The sequence below is a fragment of the Mobilicoccus pelagius NBRC 104925 genome (assembly GCF_000247995.1).
GTDB classification, from domain to species: domain Bacteria; phylum Actinomycetota; class Actinomycetes; order Actinomycetales; family Dermatophilaceae; genus Mobilicoccus; species Mobilicoccus pelagius.
Genome location: NZ_BAFE01000089.1, coordinates 174,306 through 193,507, shown reverse-complemented (window position 1 = coordinate 193,507; position 19,202 = coordinate 174,306). Strand labels below are relative to the sequence as shown.

Genomic DNA, 19,202 nt, shown 5'->3' with positions numbered 1-19,202 from the left:
CGACCCCCACGGCACACCGCCTCGGGTCGCCCCATACCCGCACCTGCACCCGCAGTCCTCCGGCCGTGCACACGCACACGCCCAGGCACACGCACACGCACGGCCAGCATCCACGCGCATCCGACGCCCGCACGACGATCGAGGAGAGACATGACCCCCTTCGGCGCCCGCCTCAGTGAGGCGATGGACACCCACGGCCCCCTCTGCGCCGGCATCGACCCGCACGCGGGCCTGCTGCAGGCGTGGGGACTCGCCGACGACGTCGACGGGCTCGCGACCTTCGCGTCCCGCTGCGTCGAGGCCTTCGCGGGCACGGTCGCCTGCGTCAAGCCGCAGTCGGCGTTCTTCGAGCGCTTCGGTTCGGCCGGTGTGGCCGTGCTCGAGAAGACCCTCGCCGACCTCCGCGAGGCGGGCACCCTCGCGATCCTCGACGTCAAGCGCGGCGACATCGGTTCGACGATGGGCGGATACGCGCAGGCCTACCTCGGGGAGTCCTCCCCACTGCGGGCCGACGCGATCACCGTGAGCCCTTACCTCGGGTACGGCTCGCTGCGCCCCGCGCTCGACCTCGCCGCCGAGCAGGGGCGGGGCGTGTTCGTCCTCGCACTCACCTCCAATCCCGAGGGTGCGAGCGTCCAGCACGCCAGCCGCGCGGGGGAGGGCGGAAAGGAATCCGTCGCCGGCTCGGTCGTCGCCGGCGTCACCGCCGACAACGTGGCCGCGGCCGCGGAGGGGCGCCTCGGCAGCGTCGGCATGGTCGTCGGCGCGACGATCGGTTCGGCCGTCTCCGACCTCGGTCTCGACCTCGCCGCCGCGAACGCGCCGCTCCTCGCCCCCGGCGTCGGTGCCCAGGGCGCCACCGCCGAGGACCTCCGCGCCGTCTTCGGTGCCGCCCTGCCCGCGGTCCTCGCCTCGAGCAGCCGCGACGTCCTCTCCGCCGGCCCGGACGTCGCCGCGCTCCGCGAGCGTGCCCGCACCGTCGCCGACGGCGTCCGCGCGATGGTGGCGTCGTGACCGCGGCCCCCGGGACCGGCACCGGGTCCGACGACACGCCCGACACTCCCGACGCGTCCCCGCAGGGGGACGACGCGACGGAGACGCAGGTGCCGGGCGCGTCGGGGGAGGCGGCGGAGGTCCCCGCCGAACTCCTCGAGATCCGCCGCAGCATCGACAACATCGACGCCGCGCTCGTCCACCTCCTCGCCGAGCGGTTCAACAACACCCAGCGGGTGGGGCGCCTCAAGGCCCGGCACGGTCTTCCTCCCGCCGACCCGGCCCGTGAAGCACTGCAGATCGCCCGTCTCCGGTCCCTCGCGGCCGGCGCCCGGCTCGATCCCGACTTCGCGGAGAAGTTCCTTCAATTCCTCGTCGAGGAGGTCATCCGCCACCACCGGGCGATCGCCCGCGAGGAGGGGGGTGCGGCCCCCGCGGACGCCCCGGACGGCGACACCCCGGGCGAGGATCCGTCCAGGTGATCGCGCCCCTTCGTTGCACTGGGACCTCGCCGCCCGCTAGGTTCGACCCTGACTGGATGCGGGCCCCCTCTTGACCTGGACCTGGCGTGCCAGCCGATCGTTCACTTCATCTTTCGCCGAGGAGACAACGTGGCACTTCCCCAGCTCACCCCCGAGCAGCGCGCCGAGGCTCTCGAGAAGGCTGCCGTGGCCCGTCGCCAGCGGGCCTCGATCAAGAATGCCCTCAAGAACGGCGAGACCCCCCTCAAGAAGGTCATCGCCGACGGCAAGAAGGACGACGTCATCGGCAAGATGAAGGTCTCCTCCCTCCTTGAGTCGATGCCGGGCGTCGGCCGCGTGCGCGCCCGCCAGATCATGGACGAGGTCGGCATCTCCGAGACGCGTCGCGTGCGTGGCCTCGGCGCCAACCAGATCACCGCACTCCTGGAGCGTTTCGGCACCGAGTGAGCACCGACATCCCCACGGACGCCACGACTCCGTCCCCGTCCCCCCGTCCCCGCCGGCGGCTCGTCGTCCTCGCGGGGCCCACCGCGGTCGGCAAGGGCGCGGTGAGTTCGTACATCCGTGAGCACCACCCCGAGGTGTGGCTCTCGGTCTCCGCGACGACCCGCCCGCCGCGACCCGGCGAGGTCGACGGGCAGCACTACCACTTCCTCGATGCGGACACCTTCTCATCGATGGTCGAGGCCGGTGAGTTCCTCGAGTACGCGGTCGTCCACGGACGCAACTGGTACGGCACGCCGCGTCGCGCCGTGGAGGAACGGCTCGACGAGAACCGTCCCGTGCTCCTCGAGATCGATCTCGCCGGTGCCCGGCAGGTGCGGCAGTCGATGCCGGACGCGTTGTTCGTCTTCCTCGCCCCGCCGAGCTGGGACGAGCTCGTGCGTCGCCTCGTCGGCCGAGGCACGGAGGACGAGGACGAACGGGCCCGCCGACTGGCCACGGCGAAGATCGAACTCGCGGCCCAGGACGAGTTCGACGTCACCGTCGTCAACGACGAGGTTCGGCGCGCCGCCGAGGAGCTCGTATCATTGATGGACGGTGCGGTCCCACCGCTCCACCACGGCCTACCCGGCGTCTCGCGCCGAGACGGCACGGCCGCCCCCTGAGAGCGGCCGTGGACGGCTCCGGCCCAACCCGCCCCACCGATTCCGACGAAACGAGATGCGACACGTGACCGCCACGCCGACCCCCGAGGGCCTCACCAACCCGCCCATCGACGACCTGCTGGACATCGCCGATTCCAAGTACGCGCTCGTCATCTACGCAGCCAAGCGCGCGCGTCAGATCAACGCGTACTACAGCCAGCTCCAGGAGGGCCTGCTCGAGTACGTAGGGCCGCTGGTCGAGACGGAGATCCACGAGAAGCCGCTGTCGGTGGCCCTGCGTGAGATCAACGACGGCCTGCTGACCTCGACCCCGTTCGAGGCCTGAGGATCGCTCCATGTCTACGACGCCCCCGGCGGAGCCCACGGGTGCCCTGACGTCCTCGGCGTCGCGGCCCGGTTCCCGGGGGCGTCGCCGTGTCGTCCTCGGGGTCGGGGGCGGGATCGCCGCGTACAAGGCGGCACTCCTCCTCCGGTTGTTCAGCGAGTCGGGCGACGACGTCACCGTCGTGCCCACCGCCGCGGCCCTCAACTTCGTCGGCGCCCCCACGTGGGAGGCGCTGTCGGGCAAGCCGGTCTCGGACCGGGTGTGGGACCGCGTCGAGGAGGTGCCGCACGTCCGCATCGGCAAGGATGCCGACCTCGTCGTCGTCGCGCCCGCCACCGCCGACCTCCTTGCGAGGGCCGCACACGGTTTCGCCGACGACCTGCTCACGAACGTCCTCCTCACGGCGCGCTGCCCGGTCGTGTTCGCCCCTGCGATGCACACCGAGATGTGGGAGCACCCGGCCACCCGGGCCAACGTGGCGACGCTCCGCGAGCGCGGCATGCACGTCGTCGAGCCCGCCTCCGGTCGACTCACCGGCGCCGACACCGGACCCGGCCGCCTCCCGGAGCCCGAGGTCATCCATGCCGCCTGTCTGCGCATCCTCGAGGACGGCGCCGACGCCGCAGGCCCGGCCGGGCAGGACTCGACCGTCTCCCCGGACGCCCCTGCCAGGACCCCCGCTCACGACTCGGCCCTCGCCGGTCTCCGTGTCGTCGTGAGCGCCGGTGGCACCCGCGAACCCCTCGACCCCGTGCGCTACCTCGGCAACCGCAGCTCCGGCAAGCAGGGCTATGCCCTCGCCGCCGAGGCGCTCCACCGCGGCGCGCACGTCACGCTCGTCACGACGGCCTCCCTCCCGGATCCCGTCGGCGCCGACGTCGTCCGCGTCGAGACCGCCCGGGAGCTGCAGGACGCGATGACCGCCGCGGCCGCCGAGGCCGACGTCGTCGTCATGGCCGCCGCCGTCGCCGACTTCCGCCCCGCGGAGTACGTCGGCACGAAGATCAAGAAGACCCAGGCCGCGCCGGGGGAGGAGGAGCCCGACGACGCGCCGGTCGTCCGCCTCGTCCGCAACCCCGACGTCCTCGCCGGGCTCGTCCATCACCGCGACGAACTCCGCACGCGCACCGGGGACCCCGACGCCGGTCCCCTCGTCGTCGGCTTCGCCGCCGAGACGGGCGACGAGACCGGCGACGTCCTCCACCACGCCCGCGCCAAGCTCGCGCGCAAGGGGAGCGACCTCCTCGTCGCCAACGAGGTCGGTGTCGGCGTCACCTTCGGTCAGGACGACACGACCGTGCACGTCCTCGCCCCCGGAGGCCGCGTCCTGCTCACCGCAGGACCCACGACGAAGGCCGCCGCCTCGGCGGCCGTGTGGGACGCCGTGGAAGAGGCCCTGCGGGGTTGAACGGGCGTCCTTTGTAGACTCGACCCCCGACCCTCAGCCCTGCCGCCGGGTCGTCACCACCAGTGAGGAGCTCCACCCGTGTCACGACTGTTCACCTCCGAGTCCGTCACCGAGGGTCACCCCGACAAGATCTGCGACCAGATCAGCGACGCGATCCTCGACGCGATGCTCGAGCAGGACCCGCACGCCCGCGTCGCGGTCGAGACGATGGTCACCACCGGCCTCGTCCACGTCGCCGGCGAGGTCGCGACCACCGGGTACGTCGACATCCCCAGCCTGGTGCGCAAGACGATCATCGGCATCGGGTACGACAGCTCGATCAAGGGGTTCGACGGTCGCACCTGTGGCGTCGAGATCTCCATCGGTGAGCAGAGCCGCGACATCGCGCAGGGCGTCGACACCGCCTATGAGAACCGCACCGGTGGCGTCGACCCGCTCGACAAGCAGGGTGCCGGCGACCAGGGCCTCATGTTCGGGTACGCCTCCGACGAGACGCCCGAGTTCATGCCGCTGCCGATCTTCCTCGCGCACCGCCTCGCCGAGCGGCTCACCGCCGTGCGCAAGTCGGGCCAGATGGCCTACCTGCGTCCCGACGGCAAGACTCAGGTCACCATCGCCTACGACGGCGACAAGGCCGTGGGGCTCGATACCGTCGTCCTCTCCAGCCAGCACGCCGAGGACGTCTCCCTGGAGGCGCTCCTCCAGCCCGACGTCGAGAAGCTCGTCGTCAAGCCGGTCCTCGCCGAGCTCGCCGACTCGGGTGTCGACCTCGACGTCTCCGACTACCGTCTCCTCGTCAACCCGACGGGCAAGTTCGTCACCGGTGGCCCGATGGGCGACGCGGGCCTCACGGGCCGCAAGATCATCGTCGACACCTACGGCGGCATGGCCCGTCACGGTGGTGGCGCGTTCTCCGGCAAGGACCCGTCGAAGGTCGACCGTTCCGCCGCGTACGCCACCCGCTGGGTCGCGAAGAACGTCGTCGCCGCCGGTCTCGCCAAGCGCTGCGAGGTGCAGACGGCCTACGCGATCGGCAAGGCGCAGCCCGTCGGTCTCTATGTCGAGTGCTTCGGCACCGAGGCGCACCCGCTCGAGAAGATCCAGAAGGCGATCACGGACGTGTTCGACCTGCGTCCGGCCGCGATCGTCGACCAGCTCGACCTGCTGCGTCCGATCTACCAGCCCACCGCGGCGTACGGCCACTTCGGTCGTCGCACCGCCGACGGTGCGACGAACCCCTTCACGTGGGAGCACACCAACCGCGTCGAGGAGCTTCAGCGCGCGATCAAGGGCTGACTCCCGCGTTCACGAACCCCCCGATCCCGGCACAGGGATCGGGGGTTCGTGCGTTCCGCCGGGAAGGGGCCGGTCAGGCGCGGGTGCCCGGTTCGAGGCGTACGCCGCGGGAGACCTCGACGCCTCGGCCGACCGCGCTCTCGCGGCCGACGAGCGAGATGTCCTCGTCGACGGGGAGTCGGGTGCCGGTCTCGACGCCGAGGCGCGACCCGGCGGCGAACTCGACGCGGTGGTCGACGATCGCGGTGCCGACGAACGCGTCCCGGCGGACGACGACGTCCTCGAAGACGACGCTGTCGACGATCTCCGCGCCGGGCTCGACGACGACGCCGGGGCCGAGGACGCTGCGCACGACCCTGCCCGCGACGTCGCAGCCGGGGGAGATCATGCTGTCGACGATCTCGGCGCCGGCGCGCACCTGGGCGCCCGGGCGATTCGTCGTCGCGCCGAGCAGCGGCCGCTTCGGGTGGGAGAAGAGGTCGACGCGCCCGTCGAGGAGGTCGCGGTGCGCCCGCAGGTAGGAGTCGGGGCGGCCCGCGTCGCGCCAGTAGCCCTCGTGGGGGTGGACGACGACGGTGCCGTGCTCGACGAGGTGGGGGAGGAGCTTGTCGCCGAAGTCGCCGAGGCCCGTGTCGCCTCCCTCGGCGTCGTCGTCGGCGGCGTGGAGCGTGCCGAGCGCGTCCATGAGCACCTCGGGGTCGTAGGCGATGACCTCGGTGGAGACGATCGACGTCTCCGGCGACGACGGCTTGTAGTCGACCGACGACACGCGGGCCCCGGCCTCGTGCCCGCCGTCCTCGAGCTGGACGACGGCGTGGTTGACCGCCTCCTTCTTCGACAGGTCGTACGTGAGGAGCGTGCAGTCGGCGCCCGTCTCGACGTGCGTCGTGAGGAGGTCGTGGTAGTCGGCGCTGTAGACGTGGTCGGCCGAGAGGACGAGGACGACGTCCGGATCGGAGCGGCGGATCTCGTGGCGGTAGCGACGCAGCAGGTCGGCGTTGCCGGTGGAGAAGCCGCTGCGTTCGGCGCCGCGGCCCTCCTCGGGGCCGACGACGAGGAGCCCGCCGCGCGTGCGGTCGAGGTCCCACGGGCGTCCCCCGCCGACGGCCCGTTCGAGGTCGACGGCGTGGTACTGCACGCACATGAGGACCTCGTCGATGCGGCTGTGACGGAGGTTCGACAGGGGGATGTCGATGAGGCGGTGGGTGCCGCCGAAGGGGAGGACGGGCTTGGGGCGTTCGCGGGTGAGGACGTCCATCCGGGATCCTTGGCCGCCGGCGAGGATCATGGCGAGCACGCGTGGGGGTCTCATGGCAGGTGTCTCCACTTCTGGGGGCGCCGCGCTCAGGGCACGCGGCGACGACGACCGGTGAACGGCGGAGGGCGGGCCGGGGTTCCGCGTGGGTGGGTCGATGCGGGGTTGTCGGTGGGAACAGGTAGAAACGGAGCATGACGTCGGCGCAGGAGGACCCCACTCTCGTGGTCGTGCCTGCCCCGACACCTGCTCCCGAGTCCGCCACCGCGCCGACCTCGACGACCTCTCGCGGGCCCGCCGAACCCACCGCCGAACCGGAGCTGCCCGTCGCGCTCGTCGCCGTCCAGGTGCCGCTGCCGCACCTCGACCGCGGGTTCGAGTACCGCGTCCCCGCCGAGATGGACGCCGGCGCCGTGCCGGGCGCGCGGGTCAAGGTGCGATTCTCCGGGCGGGAGGTCGACGGGTTCGTCCTCGAACGGCGCGCGAAGGCCGATCACGTCGGCACGCTCGCGCCGCTGCGGCGGGTGGTGAGTCCCGAGGCCGTCCTCACTCCCGAGATCGCGGGGCTCGCCCGCGCCGTCGCCGACGCGCACGCCGGGTCGCTCGCCGACGTCCTCCGGCTCGCGGTGCCGCCGCGTCACGTCCGGGCGGAGAAGGCCCTCACCGCGCGACCACCGACCCCGCCCGCGGAGGAACTCCCCGCGCCTGACGAGGAGCCGTGGGCGAGATACCCCGCCGGGCCGAGCTTCCTCCGCCGCGTGCGTGCGGGTGAGGGGCCGTGGGCGGCGTGGTCGGCACTGCCCACCGTGGACCCCACGCTCGACTGGCCGGCGGCGTTCGCCTCGGCCGCGGCGGCCACGCTCGCCTCCGGGCGGGGCGTCGTCCTCGTCGTGCCCGACCATCGCGACGTCGCCCGGGTCGAGGCCGCGCTCGTCACCGCGCTCGGGCCGGGGCGACACGTCCGGCTCACCGCCGACCAGGGGCCGCAGGCCCGGTACACCGCCTGGCTGTCGATCCTCCGCGGTCATGTGCAGTGCGTCGTCGGGACGCGAGCCGCCGCCTACGCGCCGGTACACGATCTCGGCCTCGTCGGGTGGTGGGACGACGGTGACGACCTCCACGCCGAACCCCGCGCCCCGTACGCCCACATGCGCGACGTCCTGCGCCTGCGCGCCTCCCACACCGGGGCCGCCCTCCTCGTCGGCGGGCTCGCCCGCTCCGTCGCGATCGAGCAGTGGGTCGCCGAGGGCGTCGTGCGAGAGGTCGTCGCCGACGTGCCCGAACGTCGGGCGCTCGCGCGGGTCCACGTCGTCGGCGAGGGCCACGACGAGGAACGCGACGGGCCAGGCGCCCGCGCCCACCTGCCCTCCGCGGCGTGGCGCGCGGCCCACGCCGCGTTGCAGCGGGGTCCCGTCCTCGTCCAGGTGCCCCGTCGCGGATACCTCCCCTCGCTCTCGTGCCAGGGGTGCCGGGCGCCCGCGCGGTGCCCGCACTGCCACGGACCCCTCGCGCTGCCGGGGCCCGGCGCACCGCCCGCATGCCGCTGGTGCGGGCGTACCCCTACCGACTACACGTGCCCCGAGTGCGGCTCCCACCGGCTTCGCAGCAGCGTCGTCGGCGCGCGCCGCACCGCCGAAGAGCTCGGCCGTGCGTTCCCCGGCGTACCGGTGCGCACGTCCGGCTCGCCCGAGGTACTCGAACGGGTCGAGGGCACACCGGCGCTCGTCATCGCGACGCCCGGCGCCGAGCCGCCCGCCGACGGCGGGTACGCCGCCACGCTCCTCCTCGACGCGTGGGCGAGCCTCGACCGTCCGGCCCTCGACGCGGGAGAGGAGGCGCTGCGCCGGTGGCTCACGGCCGCGGCCCTCACCCGTGACGCCGCGGCCGGGGGCGTCGTCGTCCTCGCGGGGGCCCCGCTCCACACGCCGCTGCCCGTCGTCGAGGCCCTCGTCCGGTGGGCGCCCGAGTGGTTCGCGGGGCGGGAGCTCGCCGAGCGAGCGGAGCTCTCCCTCCCGCCCACGGTGTGGATGGCCCGGGTCACCGGCGCCCTGTCCGCGGTGCGTGGGTTCGGCGACGACATGGTCGCGGCGACCCGTGCGGCGGACGTCCCACTCGAACGGCTCGGTCCGATCCCCGTCGGTGACGAGGACGCCCACCTCCTCCTCCGCGCGCCGCTCGCCGACGCCGCCACGGCCACCGCCGCCCTCGGCGCCGTGCGACGCACCCGCAGCGCCCGCAAGGACCGCGACGCCGCCTCCGTGAGGATCGGCGTCGCCGACGTCACATGAACCCGCGTGGATAGACTGACGAGCCACGTCCGGTGAGTGCGTCACCTCGCCCCCGCCGGCACCCCATCCGCCCACACGCAACCGGGCCACGGTCGTGCGCGGTGCCATCGGGTCGGCGTCCATCGGTCCACCCGCCCCATCCCGACCCTGCGGAGACACCCATGACAGTCCTCGACATCCGCCGCATCGGTGACCCGGTCCTGCGCACCCCTGCACGGGAGGTCACCGACTTCGACAGGGAGCTGCGGACGCTCGTCTCCGACCTCGAGGCGACGATGCTCGATGCGCCGGGCGTGGGGCTCGCCGCACCGCAGATCGGCGTCGGTCTCCGCGTCTTCACGTACTACGTCGACGGGGTGCTGGGCCACGTCGTCAACCCCCTCCTCACCCTCGACGGCGAGCCGGAGGAGACCGACGAGGGGTGCCTCTCGATCCCCGATCTCGTCGCCCTGCCCAAGCGGGCGCCCCGCGCCGTCGCACGCGGGTTCGACCAGCACGGCGAACCGATCCGCATCGAGGGGACCGCGCTGCTCGCGCAGTGCTTCCAGCACGAGACGGACCACCTCGACGGGGTCCTGTTCATCGACCGTCTCGACACCGTCGAGCGCCGCCGCGCGCTCAAGGTCATCCGCTCCGCCGAGTGGGCCGGCGAGGTCGTCGTCAAGGAGAGCCCGCACGACTCCCGTGCGGGTGGAGGGAGTCGCTGATGCGCGTCGTCTTCGCCGGAACCCCAGAGGTGGCCGTGCCCTCGCTGCGGGCACTGCTCGACTCCCACCACGAGGTCGTCGCCGTCGTCACGCGCCCCGACGCCCGCGCCGGACGTGGACGCACGCTGCGGCCGAGTCCCGTCTCCGTCGCCGCGCAGGAGGCGGGTGTCGAGGTCCTCACGCCGCCGAACGCGCGCGACCCCGAGTTCCTCGCCCGCCTCGCCGAGCTCGCCCCCGATGTGGTGCCCGTCGTCGCCTACGGCCACCTCGTGCCGCGGGAGGCCCTCGACGTCCCCCACCACGGCTGGATCAACCTCCACTTCTCCCTCCTGCCCCGCTGGCGGGGTGCGGCTCCGGTGCAGCAGGCACTCATCGCGGGCGACACCCGCACCGGCGCCTGCGCGTTCGTCCTCGAGGAGGGCCTCGACACCGGCCCGATCGTCGACTCCCTCGTCGTCGACGTCGACCCGGAGGAGTCCGCGGGCGACCTCCTCGACCGCCTCGCCGTCGTCGGCGCGCCGCTCCTCCTCCGCGCCCTCGACGCGCTCGAGGACGGCGCCGCCACCCTCACCCCGCAGGAGGGCACGCCGACGCACGCGCCCAAGCTCGAGCGCGCCGACGCCCGCATCGACTGGTCGCTCCCGGCGACGCGGATCCACGACCTCGTCCGCGGTTGCACCCCGGCCCCGGGCGCGTGGACGACGTGGCACGGCGCACCGGTCAAGGTCCTCGAGACGCGGGTCGTCCCCGCGGAGGACGCCTCCACCGAGGCGTTCGCCGCGACACCGCCCACCGACGAGGCGCCGACGGGGCCCGCGCAGATCCGGGCCGGCCGCACGCACGTCGTCGTCGGGACGGGGGAGGGGCTCCTCGAGCTCCTCCGGGTGCAACCACAGGGCAAGAAGCCGATGGCCGCCGCCGACTGGGCGCGTGGCGCGAGGACCGACGGGGAGACCTTCGACGATGAGTGAGCACGACGACCGACGCCGACCGCGCACCGGCGGTGACGGAGCTCCCGGCGGCCGTGGCCGCCGCGACGACCGGTCCGCAGAACGCCCCCACGACGACCGCAGTCACGACCGCCGTGACGACCGCCGTGACGACCGCCGTGACGACCGCCGTGACGACCGCCGTGACGACCGCCGCGACGACTCCTCGGCGCAGGGCACGGGACGGGTGAGTCACGGCGGGCAGGCCCGATACAGCGACCCCGCCCGGCGCAGCGCCCAGCGTCCCTCCGAGCGGCGACGTCAGGCCGACCCGGCCCGTCGCGTCGCCTTCGCGTCGCTCCGGGCGATCTCCGACGGCGCCTACGCCAACCTCGATCTGCCCGGTCGTCTCCGCGACGCCCGCCTCGGCGCCCGCGACGCGGCGTTCGCCACCGAACTCGTCTACGGCGTCACGCGGATGCGCGGGTTCTACGACGCGGTGATCGCGCGGGGCGCGGGGCGCGACGTCGAGAAGATCGACGCGCCCGTCCTCGACGCGCTCCGCCTCGGTGCGCACCAGCTCCTCGGCATGCGCGTGCCCGCCCACGCCGCCGTCGACGCCACCGTCGGCCTCGTGCGGTCCGAGATCGGTGCCGGGCCCGCCTCGTTCACGAACGCCGTCCTACGCCGGGTGAGCGAGCGCTCCGCCGAGCGGTGGCGTGACCTCCTCGCCCCGCACGCCGACCTCCCCGCGGACGATGCCGGGTCGGAACGCCTCGACCTCGAGGACGTCGCCGTCGCCCACAGCCACCCCGCGTGGATCGTCCGGGCGCTCCGCACGGCGCTCCTCGCGCACGGCACGAGCACTCCCGACACCGTCGACGCCGACCTGCTCGCCGTGCTGCGTGCCGACAACCACCCGGCCGACGTCGCCCTCGTCGCCCGGCCCGGACTCGTCGACCCCGAGGAGCTCCTCGAGGCCGGTGGCCGACCCGGCCCGTACGCGCCGACCGCCGTCGTCCTCGACCGCGGGGGAGACCCCGGCCGGTTCCGGGCCGTCCGCGAAGGCCGCGCCGCGGTGCAGGACGAGGGTTCGCAGCTCCTCGTCCACGCCCTCGTGCGGGCCTACGACGACCTCACCGCCGGGCGCGTGGACGATCCCGCCGCGTCGCCCGACGGGCCGCGGTGGCTCGACCTCGCGGCGGGTCCCGGTGGCAAGGCGGCGCTCCTCGCAGCGCTGTCGATCCCGCGGGGTGCCCAGCTGTTCTGCAACGAGGTGAGCGAGCACCGGGCCGAGCTCGTCGAGTCCACCCTCGGTGCGGCGATGGACGCCGGCGCGGAGGTGTTCGTCGGCGTCGGCGACGGCCGCGGTGTCGGCGCCGAGGAACCGGATTCGTTCGACCTCGTCCTCCTCGACGCGCCGTGCACGGGTCTCGGCGCGTTGCGTCGCCGACCGGACGCCCGGTGGCGCCGCGTCCCCGCCGACGTCGCCGACCTCACCGCGCTCCAGGAGGAACTTCTCGTCTCGGCGCTCGGCGCGCTCCGTCCCGGCGGGGTGCTCGCGTACGCGACGTGCAGCCCGCACGACGCGGAGACCCTCCAGGTGCTGCGTCGGGTCCTCGCAACCCGGGACGACGTACGCCTCCTCGACGCGCCGGCCTACCTCGACGCCGCCGCGGTGACGCCCCTGCCCGATCTGCGACCCCGCATCGACGCCGGCGACCTCGCGGCCCGCACGGTCCAGCTCTGGCCGCACCGGCACGGCACCGACGCGATGTTCCTCGCGCTCCTCGCCCGAGATCGGTGACCGCCGCAGGCTAGTCGTTCCTCATCCCACCCGCCCTGCCCGGCGCGTGGCGGCCAGCCGGTGGCCCGATCTGCCGATAGGGAGGGAGGGCCGGGGCCCGCCGGCGCCGACGAGGCGTGCATCGACGTGCGGGGCCCGTACGACGGGGCGGAGACACCATGAGACTTCTGCGCTCCCGAGACGTGGGGACGGCAGCCGGCGACGCGACGGACGACGAGCTGGTCCACTACGTCCGGGCACTGGAGACGGTCGTCGACCGCACCTCCCGGGCGACGACGACGGACGAGGTGCTCCAGGCGGCGATGGACGTCGTCCGCGACTCCTTCCACATGCAGTACGCCTCGGTGTGGTGGATCGCGCCGGGTGCGGACGTCCTCACGTTCCGTTCGGAGTCGGGGCAGGTGGGTCCGGAGTTCCGTCGCGTCACCTTCGAGGCGTCCTTCCCGCGCGGGGTCGGACTCGCCGGGCGGGCGTGGGCCGAGGGACGTCTCGTCTTCGCCGAGGACCTCTCCACGGTCACCGACTGCGTGCGTGCACCCGTCGCCTCCCAGAGCGGGGTGCTCTCCGCCGTCGCGATGCCGCTCCATCAGGACGGTGCCGTCGTCGGCACGATGGACTTCATGGCCGACCCCGCCCACACGCCCGGACCCGTGCGCCTCACGGTGCTGTCCGCGGTGGGCAAGCTGGTCTCGCAGGCGCTCGACCGCGTCGCGCAGGCCGACCGCCGGCTCGAGACCGACAAGGACATGGCGGCGATCAACGAGGTCGTCCGCCGCGTGAACGAGGCCCGCACCGAGGAGGAGGCCGTCCAGCAGGCCCTCGACACGGTGCGGGCCGAGTTCGGGTGGGAGTACGGCTCCTACTGGGTCGTCGACGAGGACGAGCGGGTCCTCAAGAACGCCCGCGAATCCGGCAGCGCCGGTGAGGAGTTCCGTGAGATCACCCGCGTCGCGACGTTCGCCGAGGGGGTCGGTCTCGCAGGCCGCACCTGGTCGACGCGTGACCTCGTCTTCGAGCCCGACATCGGCCTCGTCAGGGACTGTGTGCGTGCCCCTGCGGCGCAGCGCGTGGGCGTGAAGTCGGGCGTCTCGATGCCGATCGTCGTCGAGGGCCAGGTCGTCGGCACCCTCGACTTCTTCACCACCCGCACGATCATCCTGTCGAGGGACCGCAAGAACGCCCTACGGAACACGGCGGTCATGCAGTCGAGCGCGATCGACCGGCACCGGGCGACGGCCCAGACGCGTCACGCCGGTGAGGAACTGATGAGTTCGATCACCGAGGTGGAGCGGAACGTCCTCGAGGCGACGACCGTCGCGAACGAGGCGCAGCGCCTCACCGAGGACACGACCGCCATCGTCGGCCGCCTCAACACGAGCAGCGCGGAGATAGGCGCCGTCGTCAAGACGATCACGATCATCGCCGAGCAGACGAACCTCCTCGCCCTCAACGCGACGATCGAGGCCGCCCGCGCCGGGGACGCCGGCAAGGGGTTCGCCGTCGTCGCCAACGAGGTCAAGGATCTCGCCCGCGAGACGGCGAACGCGACCGAGGAGGTCGACGGGCGTGTCTCGGCGATCCAGGCGGACGCGAGCAGCGCCGCCTCGGCGCTGCACCAGGTGGCCGAGACGGTCGCGCGCATCAACGACGCGCAGAACATCATCTCCGGGGTGCTCACCGAGCAGAACGCCGTGACTCGCAACGTCCTCGGCGCCTCCTGAACCGGTCCTGGTCACCCCGGGAGGCCGGGGGCCGGGGTGGCCCGGGTCCCGTCGTGGGGTCCGCGTCGCCGAGGGCCCGTCCGCGGGTCGGTCGGGGCCGTGGTGAGGACCGGGGAGGACCGGCCGGGGACATCCCTTGGGCCCGGTAGATTCGGGGAGTGCAGATCTCACCCAGCATCCTCTCGGCCGACTTCGCCAACCTCCAGGACGAGTTGGAGGCGATCGCCCAGGCGGACTGGGCGCACGTCGACGTCATGGACAACCACTTCGTGCCCAACCTCACGCTCGGGCTGCCCGTCGTCGAGTCGCTCCTGCGGGTGAGTCCGGTGCCGATCGACTGCCACCTCATGATCGAGGACCCCGACCGGTGGGCCCCGCCGTACGCGGGGGCGGGCGCGAAGTCGGTGACGTTCCACGTCGAGGCCGCCCACGACCCGAAGACGCTCGCGCGGGAGATCCGCGCGCAGGGTGCACGGGCGAGCATGGCGCTCAAGCCGGGCACTCCGTGGGAACCGTACGAGGAGCTCCTGCCCGAGCTCGACATGGTGCTCGTCATGACGGTCGAGCCCGGGTTCGGCGGTCAGACGTTCATGGCCGACATGATGCCCAAGGTGGCGGCGGTGCGGCAGTCCGTGCGTCGCCACGGCGGTGAGGTGTGGATCCAGGTCGACGGCGGCGTCTCGGCCTCGACGATCGAGCAGTGCGCCGACGCGGGCGCCGACGTCTTCGTCGCCGGTTCCGCGGTCTTCAACGCCGAGGGTGCCGCGAGCAACATCGCCCGTCTCCGCGAACTCGTCACGGGGCACACCCACCCCTGACGTCGCGGCCACCACACGGAGGCCCCCGTGCCCACCCCCGCTCGGCCGGTGTTTCGCGCGTGACACGACCGGCCCGCCGCGCCGGGTGCGGGCGGTGGCATACTGAGCGGCACGTGCTCCGGGGTCGGTGTAATTCCGAGCCGGCGGTGACAGTCCGCGACCCGCGCCCTTCAGGTCCCTCCCGGGATCAGGAGGCCGGTTGACCTGGTGGAATTCCAGGACCGACGGTGAAAGTCCGGATGGGAGGCGCACGTGGCGGGCCCGTGCCCGCGGTACGTCGGACGCCGGTGGCGTCCGCGTCGCCGCGTGCGGTCCTCCGCCGAGCCTCCCCTCGCCCGGACGAGCCGGCGAGGAGGCACCGATGGGCATCGCGACCACCCGCGACACCGACGAGACGTATCTACGTCGTGCGCTCGACCTCGCCGCCCGCGGACCGCTCGGTGACCCCAACCCCCGCGTCGGAGCCGTGATCCTCGACGCCGACGGCACGGTCGTCGGCGAAGGTTGGCACCACGGCGCCGGCACCCCCCACGCCGAGGCCGAGGCCCTCCGCGCCGCCGGGGATGCCGCCCGCGGCGGCACCTGTTACGTCACCCTCGAACCCTGCGACCACGAAGGCCGCACCCCGGCCTGCTCCCAGGCGCTCCTCGCCGCCGGGATCGCCCGGGTCGTCGTCGCGGGCACCGACCCCCACCCCGTCGCCGGCGGCGGCCTCGCCCGCCTGCGCGCCGCGGGCGTCGACGTCGCCCACGGCGTCCTCGTCGAGGCGGCCGAGGCCCTCAACCGCGAATGGCTCCACGCCGTCCGCACCGGCCGCCCGTTCGTCACGTGGAAGGTCGCCTCGACCCTCGACGGCCGCATCGCCGCCGTCGACGGCACGAGCCGCTGGATCACCGGCCCCGCGGCGCGCCGCGACGTCCACGAGATCCGCGCCCGTGTCGGCGCCGTCCTCGTCGGCACCGGGACGGCGATCGCCGACGACCCCGCCCTCACCGTCCGCGACGCCGACGGGGAGGACGCGGCGCGACAGCCGCTCCGGGTCGTCATGGGGGAGCGGAGCACCGCGCTGCCCGCCGACGCCCGCCTCCGCGACGGCGCCGCCACGACGCTTCTCCTCCCCACCCGGGACCCCGCCGTCGCGCTCGCCGCGCTGACGGAGCGCGGCGTCCGCCACGTCCTCCTCGAAGGCGGCGGTCACCTCGCCGCCGCGTTCCTCCGGGAGGGGTTCGTCGACGAGGTCGTCGCGTACCTCGCCCCCGCCCTCCTCGGCGCCGGCACCCCGTGCCTCGCCGACCTCGGCATCACGACGATCGGCGACGCCGCGCGGTTGCGCGTCACCGACGTGCGGCTCGTCGGCGACGACGTCCGCCTCACCGCCACCCTCGAAAGGTCCTGACATGTTCACCGGAATCGTCGAAGAACTCGGCCGCGTCGTCGGCGTCGAACAGGGGGCGGAGTCCGCGGTCCTCCGCATCGAGGGCCCGCTCGTCGTCTCCGACGCGACGCGCGGCGCCTCGATCGCCGTCAACGGCGTCTGTCTCACCGTCGTCGAGCACGACGAGCGGAGCTTCTCCGTCGACGTCATGGCCGAGACGCTCGACCGCAGTAGTCTCGGTGCGCTGCAGGCGGGCTCGACGGTCAATCTCGAACGGGCGATGCCGGCCGACGGGCGGTTCGGCGGTCACATCGTCCAGGGCCACGTCGACGGCACGACCCAGTTGCGCTCGCGCACGCCGGGGGAGGCGTGGGAGGTCCTCGAGTTCGACCTGCCCGCCGAGCTCGCCCGTTACGTCGTCGAGAAGGGGTCGACGACGATCGACGGGGTGTCCCTCACCGTCGCCGCCCTCACGCCCGAGACGTTCACGGTGAGCCTCATCCCGACGACACTCGAGAAGACGATCCTCGGCGGGCTCGCCCCCGGCGCGACCGTCAACCTCGAGGTCGACGTCGTCGCGAAGTACGTCGAACGTCTCGCCGGTCAGGCGACCGCCCCGCACGGTGAGGCACGCCCGTGACCGAGCAGCTCCTCCGTCTCTTCGACGCGCAGGTCGACGTCGCCGGCTACCCGTTGTACTGGCGCGAGATCGTCGGCAACCTCTTCGGGTTCGCCTCCGCCCTCGGCGGACTCAAGCGCCGGGTGTGGGCGTGGCCGATCGGGATCGTCGGAAACGTCATCCTCTTCACGGTATTCGCCGGCGCCGCGTTCGCGATGCCCGACGGACGTCACCCCCTCTTCGGCCAGGCCGCGCGACAGGTGTTCTTCGTCATCACGAGCGTCTACGGCTGGTGGCGGTGGAACCACGTGCGCCGCGGTCGCTCAGCCGACGCCCCTGCGATCACGCCCCGCTGGGCCACGCCCCGCGAGCGCGGCGTCCTTCTCGTCCTCGCCGCGCTCGGCATCGTCCTCGCCCAGGCCGTGTTCGCCGCGGTCGGCGCCGGCTGGCCCGCCCCGCGCTGGTACTACTGGGCCGACGCCTGGATCTTCGTCGGCTCGATCGTCGCCACCTACGCCATGGCCCGCGGGTGGACCGACTTCTGGCTCGCGTGGATCGCCGTCGACCTCGTCGGCGTCCCGCTCCTCTGGGTCTCGCACTACTACCCCTCGGCGGTCCTCTACGCCGTCTACGGGGCACTCGTCGTCTCCGGATTCGTGGTCTGGAGGCGCGCGGCGGTCGTCGAGACCCCGCGGACAGGCATCGATGGCAAGGGAGCTGTGGCATGACGACGCAGAGCGGAACGCCCGTGACGACCGGGACGGACGAGCACGTGGATGCGCGCCGGTTCGCCCGCATCGAGGACGCCCTCGAGGCGATGCGGCAGGGACGCCCCGTCCTCGTCCTCGACGACGAGGACCGGGAGAACGAGGGCGACGTCGTCGCCGCCGGTCAGACCCTCACCGACGAGTGGATGGCGTGGATGATCCGCCACGGCTCGGGCTACGTGTGCGCCCCGATGCCGGACGAGTGGGCCGACCACCTCGACCTGCCGCCGATGGTGGCGCGCAACGAGGACACCCGCCGCACCGCCTACACGGTGACGTGCGACGCCCGCGACGGTGTGACGACGGGCATCAGCGCCGCCGACCGCGCCCACACGGTGCGGCTCCTCGCCGACCCGTCGATCGACGCGGGCGACCTCGTGCGTCCCGGCCACATGGTGCCGCTGCGGGCGCGACCGGGCGGTGTCCTCGAACGCCGCGGCCACACCGAGGCCACCGTCGACCTCTGCCGCCTCGCCGGCCTCGAGCCGGTCGGCGCGATCGCCGAGCTCGTCCACCACGACGGCACGATGATGCGCGCCCCCGCCGTCCTCGCCCTCGGTGCCGAGACCGGCCTGCCCGTCGTGACGATCGAGCAGCTCGCGGCCTACCGGTCGCGGCACGACCGGGTGCTCCGTACCGCGGCGACGCGGCTCCCCACCGACGACGGCCTCTTCACGCTCATCGGGTACCGCGACCTCCTCACCGGGGCCGAGCACGTCGCCCTCGTCTCCCCACGTGGCCTGCACGGCGATCTCGCGTCGGCGCCGGAGGGTGTCACGACCCCTCGCGACGACACCTCGCCGCAGGGACGGGTCCTCGCCCGGGTCCACTCGGAGTGCCTCACCGGTGACGCCTTCGGCTCCCGCCGATGCGACTGCGGCCCCCAGTTCCGGGCCGCGCGCCGCATCGTCGCCGACGAGGGTGGCCTCCTCGTCTACCTCCGTGGTCACGAGGGCCGCGGCGTGGGCCTCCTCGCCAAGCTCGCCGCGTACGAGCTCCAGGACGAGGGCGCCGACACCGTCGAGGCCCAGACCCGACTCGGCCTGCCCGTCGACGCCCGCGAGTACGGCGCCGCCGCCGCGATCCTCGCCGACCTCGGCGTCGAGTCCGTCGACCTCCTCACGAACAACCCCGCGAAGCGCGAGGGACTGCTCGCCGCCGGGTTCGGCGACGTCGGCACCCGCCCCCTCCACGCCGACGTCAACGCCGACAACGTGCGCTACCTCCGCACGAAGGCCGAACGCATGCGCCACACCTTCGCCGAGACCGACCTCCACGTCCCCGGCGAGGACTGACACCCACC

18 protein-coding genes and 1 riboswitch are annotated in these 19,202 nt (G+C 73.5%); of the genes, 17 read left to right on the top strand and 1 reads right to left on the bottom strand.

The window, feature by feature from the left end:
• Window positions 1-150 precede the first annotated feature (150 nt).
• From pyrF to metK, 7 genes are all read left to right on the top strand, one after another.
• Window positions 151-1,014 carry an orotidine-5'-phosphate decarboxylase gene (pyrF, locus tag MOPEL_RS13395; protein ID WP_009483412.1) on the top strand — a complete coding sequence of 288 codons (864 nt, stop codon included), beginning with the start codon at window positions 151-153 and terminating at the stop codon, window positions 1,012-1,014.
• A gap of 89 nt (window positions 1,015-1,103) precedes the next feature.
• Window positions 1,104-1,475, top strand: coding sequence for a chorismate mutase (locus MOPEL_RS13390; RefSeq protein ID WP_040634713.1), 372 nt, complete (start codon window positions 1,104-1,106; stop codon window positions 1,473-1,475).
• A 129-nt stretch (window positions 1,476-1,604) separates the two neighbouring features.
• A complete protein-coding gene (gene mihF, locus MOPEL_RS13385) occupies window positions 1,605-1,922 on the top strand; it encodes an integration host factor, actinobacterial type (protein ID WP_009483410.1) in 318 nt (105 codons plus the stop codon).
• Window positions 1,919-2,584 (top strand): guanylate kinase, encoded by a 666-nt coding sequence (gmk, locus tag MOPEL_RS13380; protein WP_009483409.1) that lies wholly within the window; start codon window positions 1,919-1,921, stop codon window positions 2,582-2,584. The genes mihF and gmk overlap by 4 nt, the downstream gene beginning before the upstream one ends.
• A gap of 55 nt (window positions 2,585-2,639) precedes the next feature.
• Window positions 2,640-2,909 (top strand): DNA-directed RNA polymerase subunit omega, encoded by a 270-nt coding sequence (gene rpoZ, locus MOPEL_RS13375; RefSeq protein ID WP_009483408.1) that lies wholly within the window; start codon window positions 2,640-2,642, stop codon window positions 2,907-2,909.
• Window positions 2,910-2,919: 10 nt separating this feature from the next.
• Window positions 2,920-4,317 (top strand): bifunctional phosphopantothenoylcysteine decarboxylase/phosphopantothenate synthase, encoded by a 1,398-nt coding sequence (locus MOPEL_RS13370; protein ID WP_009483407.1) that lies wholly within the window; start codon window positions 2,920-2,922, stop codon window positions 4,315-4,317.
• A 78-nt stretch (window positions 4,318-4,395) separates the two neighbouring features.
• A complete protein-coding gene (gene metK, locus MOPEL_RS13365; protein WP_009483406.1) occupies window positions 4,396-5,613 on the top strand; it encodes a methionine adenosyltransferase in 1,218 nt (405 codons plus the stop codon).
• Window positions 5,614-5,686: 73 nt separating this feature from the next.
• Here metK and MOPEL_RS13360 read toward each other — a convergent pair whose 3' ends face one another.
• A complete protein-coding gene (locus MOPEL_RS13360; protein WP_040634545.1) occupies window positions 5,687-6,925 on the bottom strand; it encodes a glucose-1-phosphate adenylyltransferase family protein in 1,239 nt (412 codons plus the stop codon).
• A 137-nt stretch (window positions 6,926-7,062) separates the two neighbouring features.
• Here MOPEL_RS13360 and MOPEL_RS13355 point away from each other — a divergent pair, with 137 nt between their 5' ends.
• The 10 genes from MOPEL_RS13355 to ribB all read left to right on the top strand — a co-directional run bounded on the left by MOPEL_RS13355 (window position 7,063) and on the right by ribB (window position 19,194).
• Window positions 7,063-9,156: a primosomal protein N' gene (locus MOPEL_RS13355; RefSeq protein ID WP_051992322.1), complete on the top strand. Its 2,094-nt coding sequence runs from the start codon at window positions 7,063-7,065 to the stop codon at window positions 9,154-9,156.
• Window positions 9,157-9,317: 161 nt separating this feature from the next.
• Window positions 9,318-9,863, top strand: a complete 546-nt coding sequence (gene def, locus MOPEL_RS13350; protein ID WP_009483403.1) for a peptide deformylase — start codon at window positions 9,318-9,320, stop codon at window positions 9,861-9,863.
• On the top strand, window positions 9,863-10,834 hold the full coding sequence (fmt, locus tag MOPEL_RS13345; RefSeq protein WP_009483402.1) for a methionyl-tRNA formyltransferase: 972 nt from the start codon (window positions 9,863-9,865) through the stop codon (window positions 10,832-10,834). The genes def and fmt overlap by 1 nt, the downstream gene beginning before the upstream one ends.
• A complete protein-coding gene (locus tag MOPEL_RS13335; RefSeq protein ID WP_083841861.1) occupies window positions 10,827-12,599 on the top strand; it encodes an RsmB/NOP family class I SAM-dependent RNA methyltransferase in 1,773 nt (590 codons plus the stop codon). Before fmt ends, MOPEL_RS13335 begins: the two co-directional genes overlap by 8 nt.
• A gap of 158 nt (window positions 12,600-12,757) precedes the next feature.
• Window positions 12,758-14,320 carry a GAF domain-containing protein gene (locus MOPEL_RS18790; RefSeq protein WP_009483399.1) on the top strand — a complete coding sequence of 521 codons (1,563 nt, stop codon included), beginning with the start codon at window positions 12,758-12,760 and terminating at the stop codon, window positions 14,318-14,320.
• A 158-nt stretch (window positions 14,321-14,478) separates the two neighbouring features.
• Window positions 14,479-15,138, top strand: a complete 660-nt coding sequence (gene rpe / locus MOPEL_RS13325) for a ribulose-phosphate 3-epimerase (RefSeq protein ID WP_009483398.1) — start codon at window positions 14,479-14,481, stop codon at window positions 15,136-15,138.
• 110 nt (window positions 15,139-15,248) lie between these two features.
• A riboswitch (FMN riboswitch) is annotated at window positions 15,249-15,393 on the top strand.
• Window positions 15,394-15,499: 106 nt separating this feature from the next.
• On the top strand, window positions 15,500-16,534 hold the full coding sequence (ribD, locus tag MOPEL_RS13320; protein WP_009483397.1) for a bifunctional diaminohydroxyphosphoribosylaminopyrimidine deaminase/5-amino-6-(5-phosphoribosylamino)uracil reductase RibD: 1,035 nt from the start codon (window positions 15,500-15,502) through the stop codon (window positions 16,532-16,534).
• A gap of 1 nt (window position 16,535) precedes the next feature.
• On the top strand, window positions 16,536-17,153 hold the full coding sequence (locus MOPEL_RS13315) for a riboflavin synthase (RefSeq protein ID WP_009483396.1): 618 nt from the start codon (window positions 16,536-16,538) through the stop codon (window positions 17,151-17,153).
• The gene (locus tag MOPEL_RS13310) at window positions 17,150-17,860 is read left to right on the top strand and encodes a nicotinamide mononucleotide transporter family protein (RefSeq protein WP_009483395.1); all 711 of its coding nucleotides are present in this window, start codon (window positions 17,150-17,152) and stop codon (window positions 17,858-17,860) included. Before MOPEL_RS13315 ends, MOPEL_RS13310 begins: the two co-directional genes overlap by 4 nt.
• Window positions 17,857-19,194, top strand: coding sequence for a 3,4-dihydroxy-2-butanone-4-phosphate synthase (gene ribB, locus MOPEL_RS13305; RefSeq protein WP_009483394.1), 1,338 nt, complete (start codon window positions 17,857-17,859; stop codon window positions 19,192-19,194). Before MOPEL_RS13310 ends, ribB begins: the two co-directional genes overlap by 4 nt.
• The last annotated feature ends 8 nt before the right edge of the window (window positions 19,195-19,202 follow it).

Coding starts and splice junctions, on each gene's coding strand:
- pyrF (WP_009483412.1), top strand. CDS start 151: ATGACCCCCTTCGGCGCCCGCCTCAGTGAGGCGATGGACACCCACGGC.
- rpoZ (WP_009483408.1), top strand. CDS start 2,640: ATGCGACACGTGACCGCCACGCCGACCCCCGAGGGCCTCACCAACCCG.
- MOPEL_RS13370 (WP_009483407.1), top strand. CDS start 2,920: ATGTCTACGACGCCCCCGGCGGAGCCCACGGGTGCCCTGACGTCCTCG.
- MOPEL_RS13360 (WP_040634545.1), bottom strand. CDS start 6,925: ATGAGACCCCCACGCGTGCTCGCCATGATCCTCGCCGGCGGCCAAGGA.
- MOPEL_RS13355 (WP_051992322.1), top strand. CDS start 7,063: ATGACGTCGGCGCAGGAGGACCCCACTCTCGTGGTCGTGCCTGCCCCG.
- def (WP_009483403.1), top strand. CDS start 9,318: ATGACAGTCCTCGACATCCGCCGCATCGGTGACCCGGTCCTGCGCACC.
- fmt (WP_009483402.1), top strand. CDS start 9,863: ATGCGCGTCGTCTTCGCCGGAACCCCAGAGGTGGCCGTGCCCTCGCTG.
- MOPEL_RS13335 (WP_083841861.1), top strand. CDS start 10,827: ATGAGTGAGCACGACGACCGACGCCGACCGCGCACCGGCGGTGACGGA.
- MOPEL_RS18790 (WP_009483399.1), top strand. CDS start 12,758: ATGAGACTTCTGCGCTCCCGAGACGTGGGGACGGCAGCCGGCGACGCG.
- ribD (WP_009483397.1), top strand. CDS start 15,500: ATGGGCATCGCGACCACCCGCGACACCGACGAGACGTATCTACGTCGT.
- MOPEL_RS13315 (WP_009483396.1), top strand. CDS start 16,536: ATGTTCACCGGAATCGTCGAAGAACTCGGCCGCGTCGTCGGCGTCGAA.
- ribB (WP_009483394.1), top strand. CDS start 17,857: ATGACGACGCAGAGCGGAACGCCCGTGACGACCGGGACGGACGAGCAC.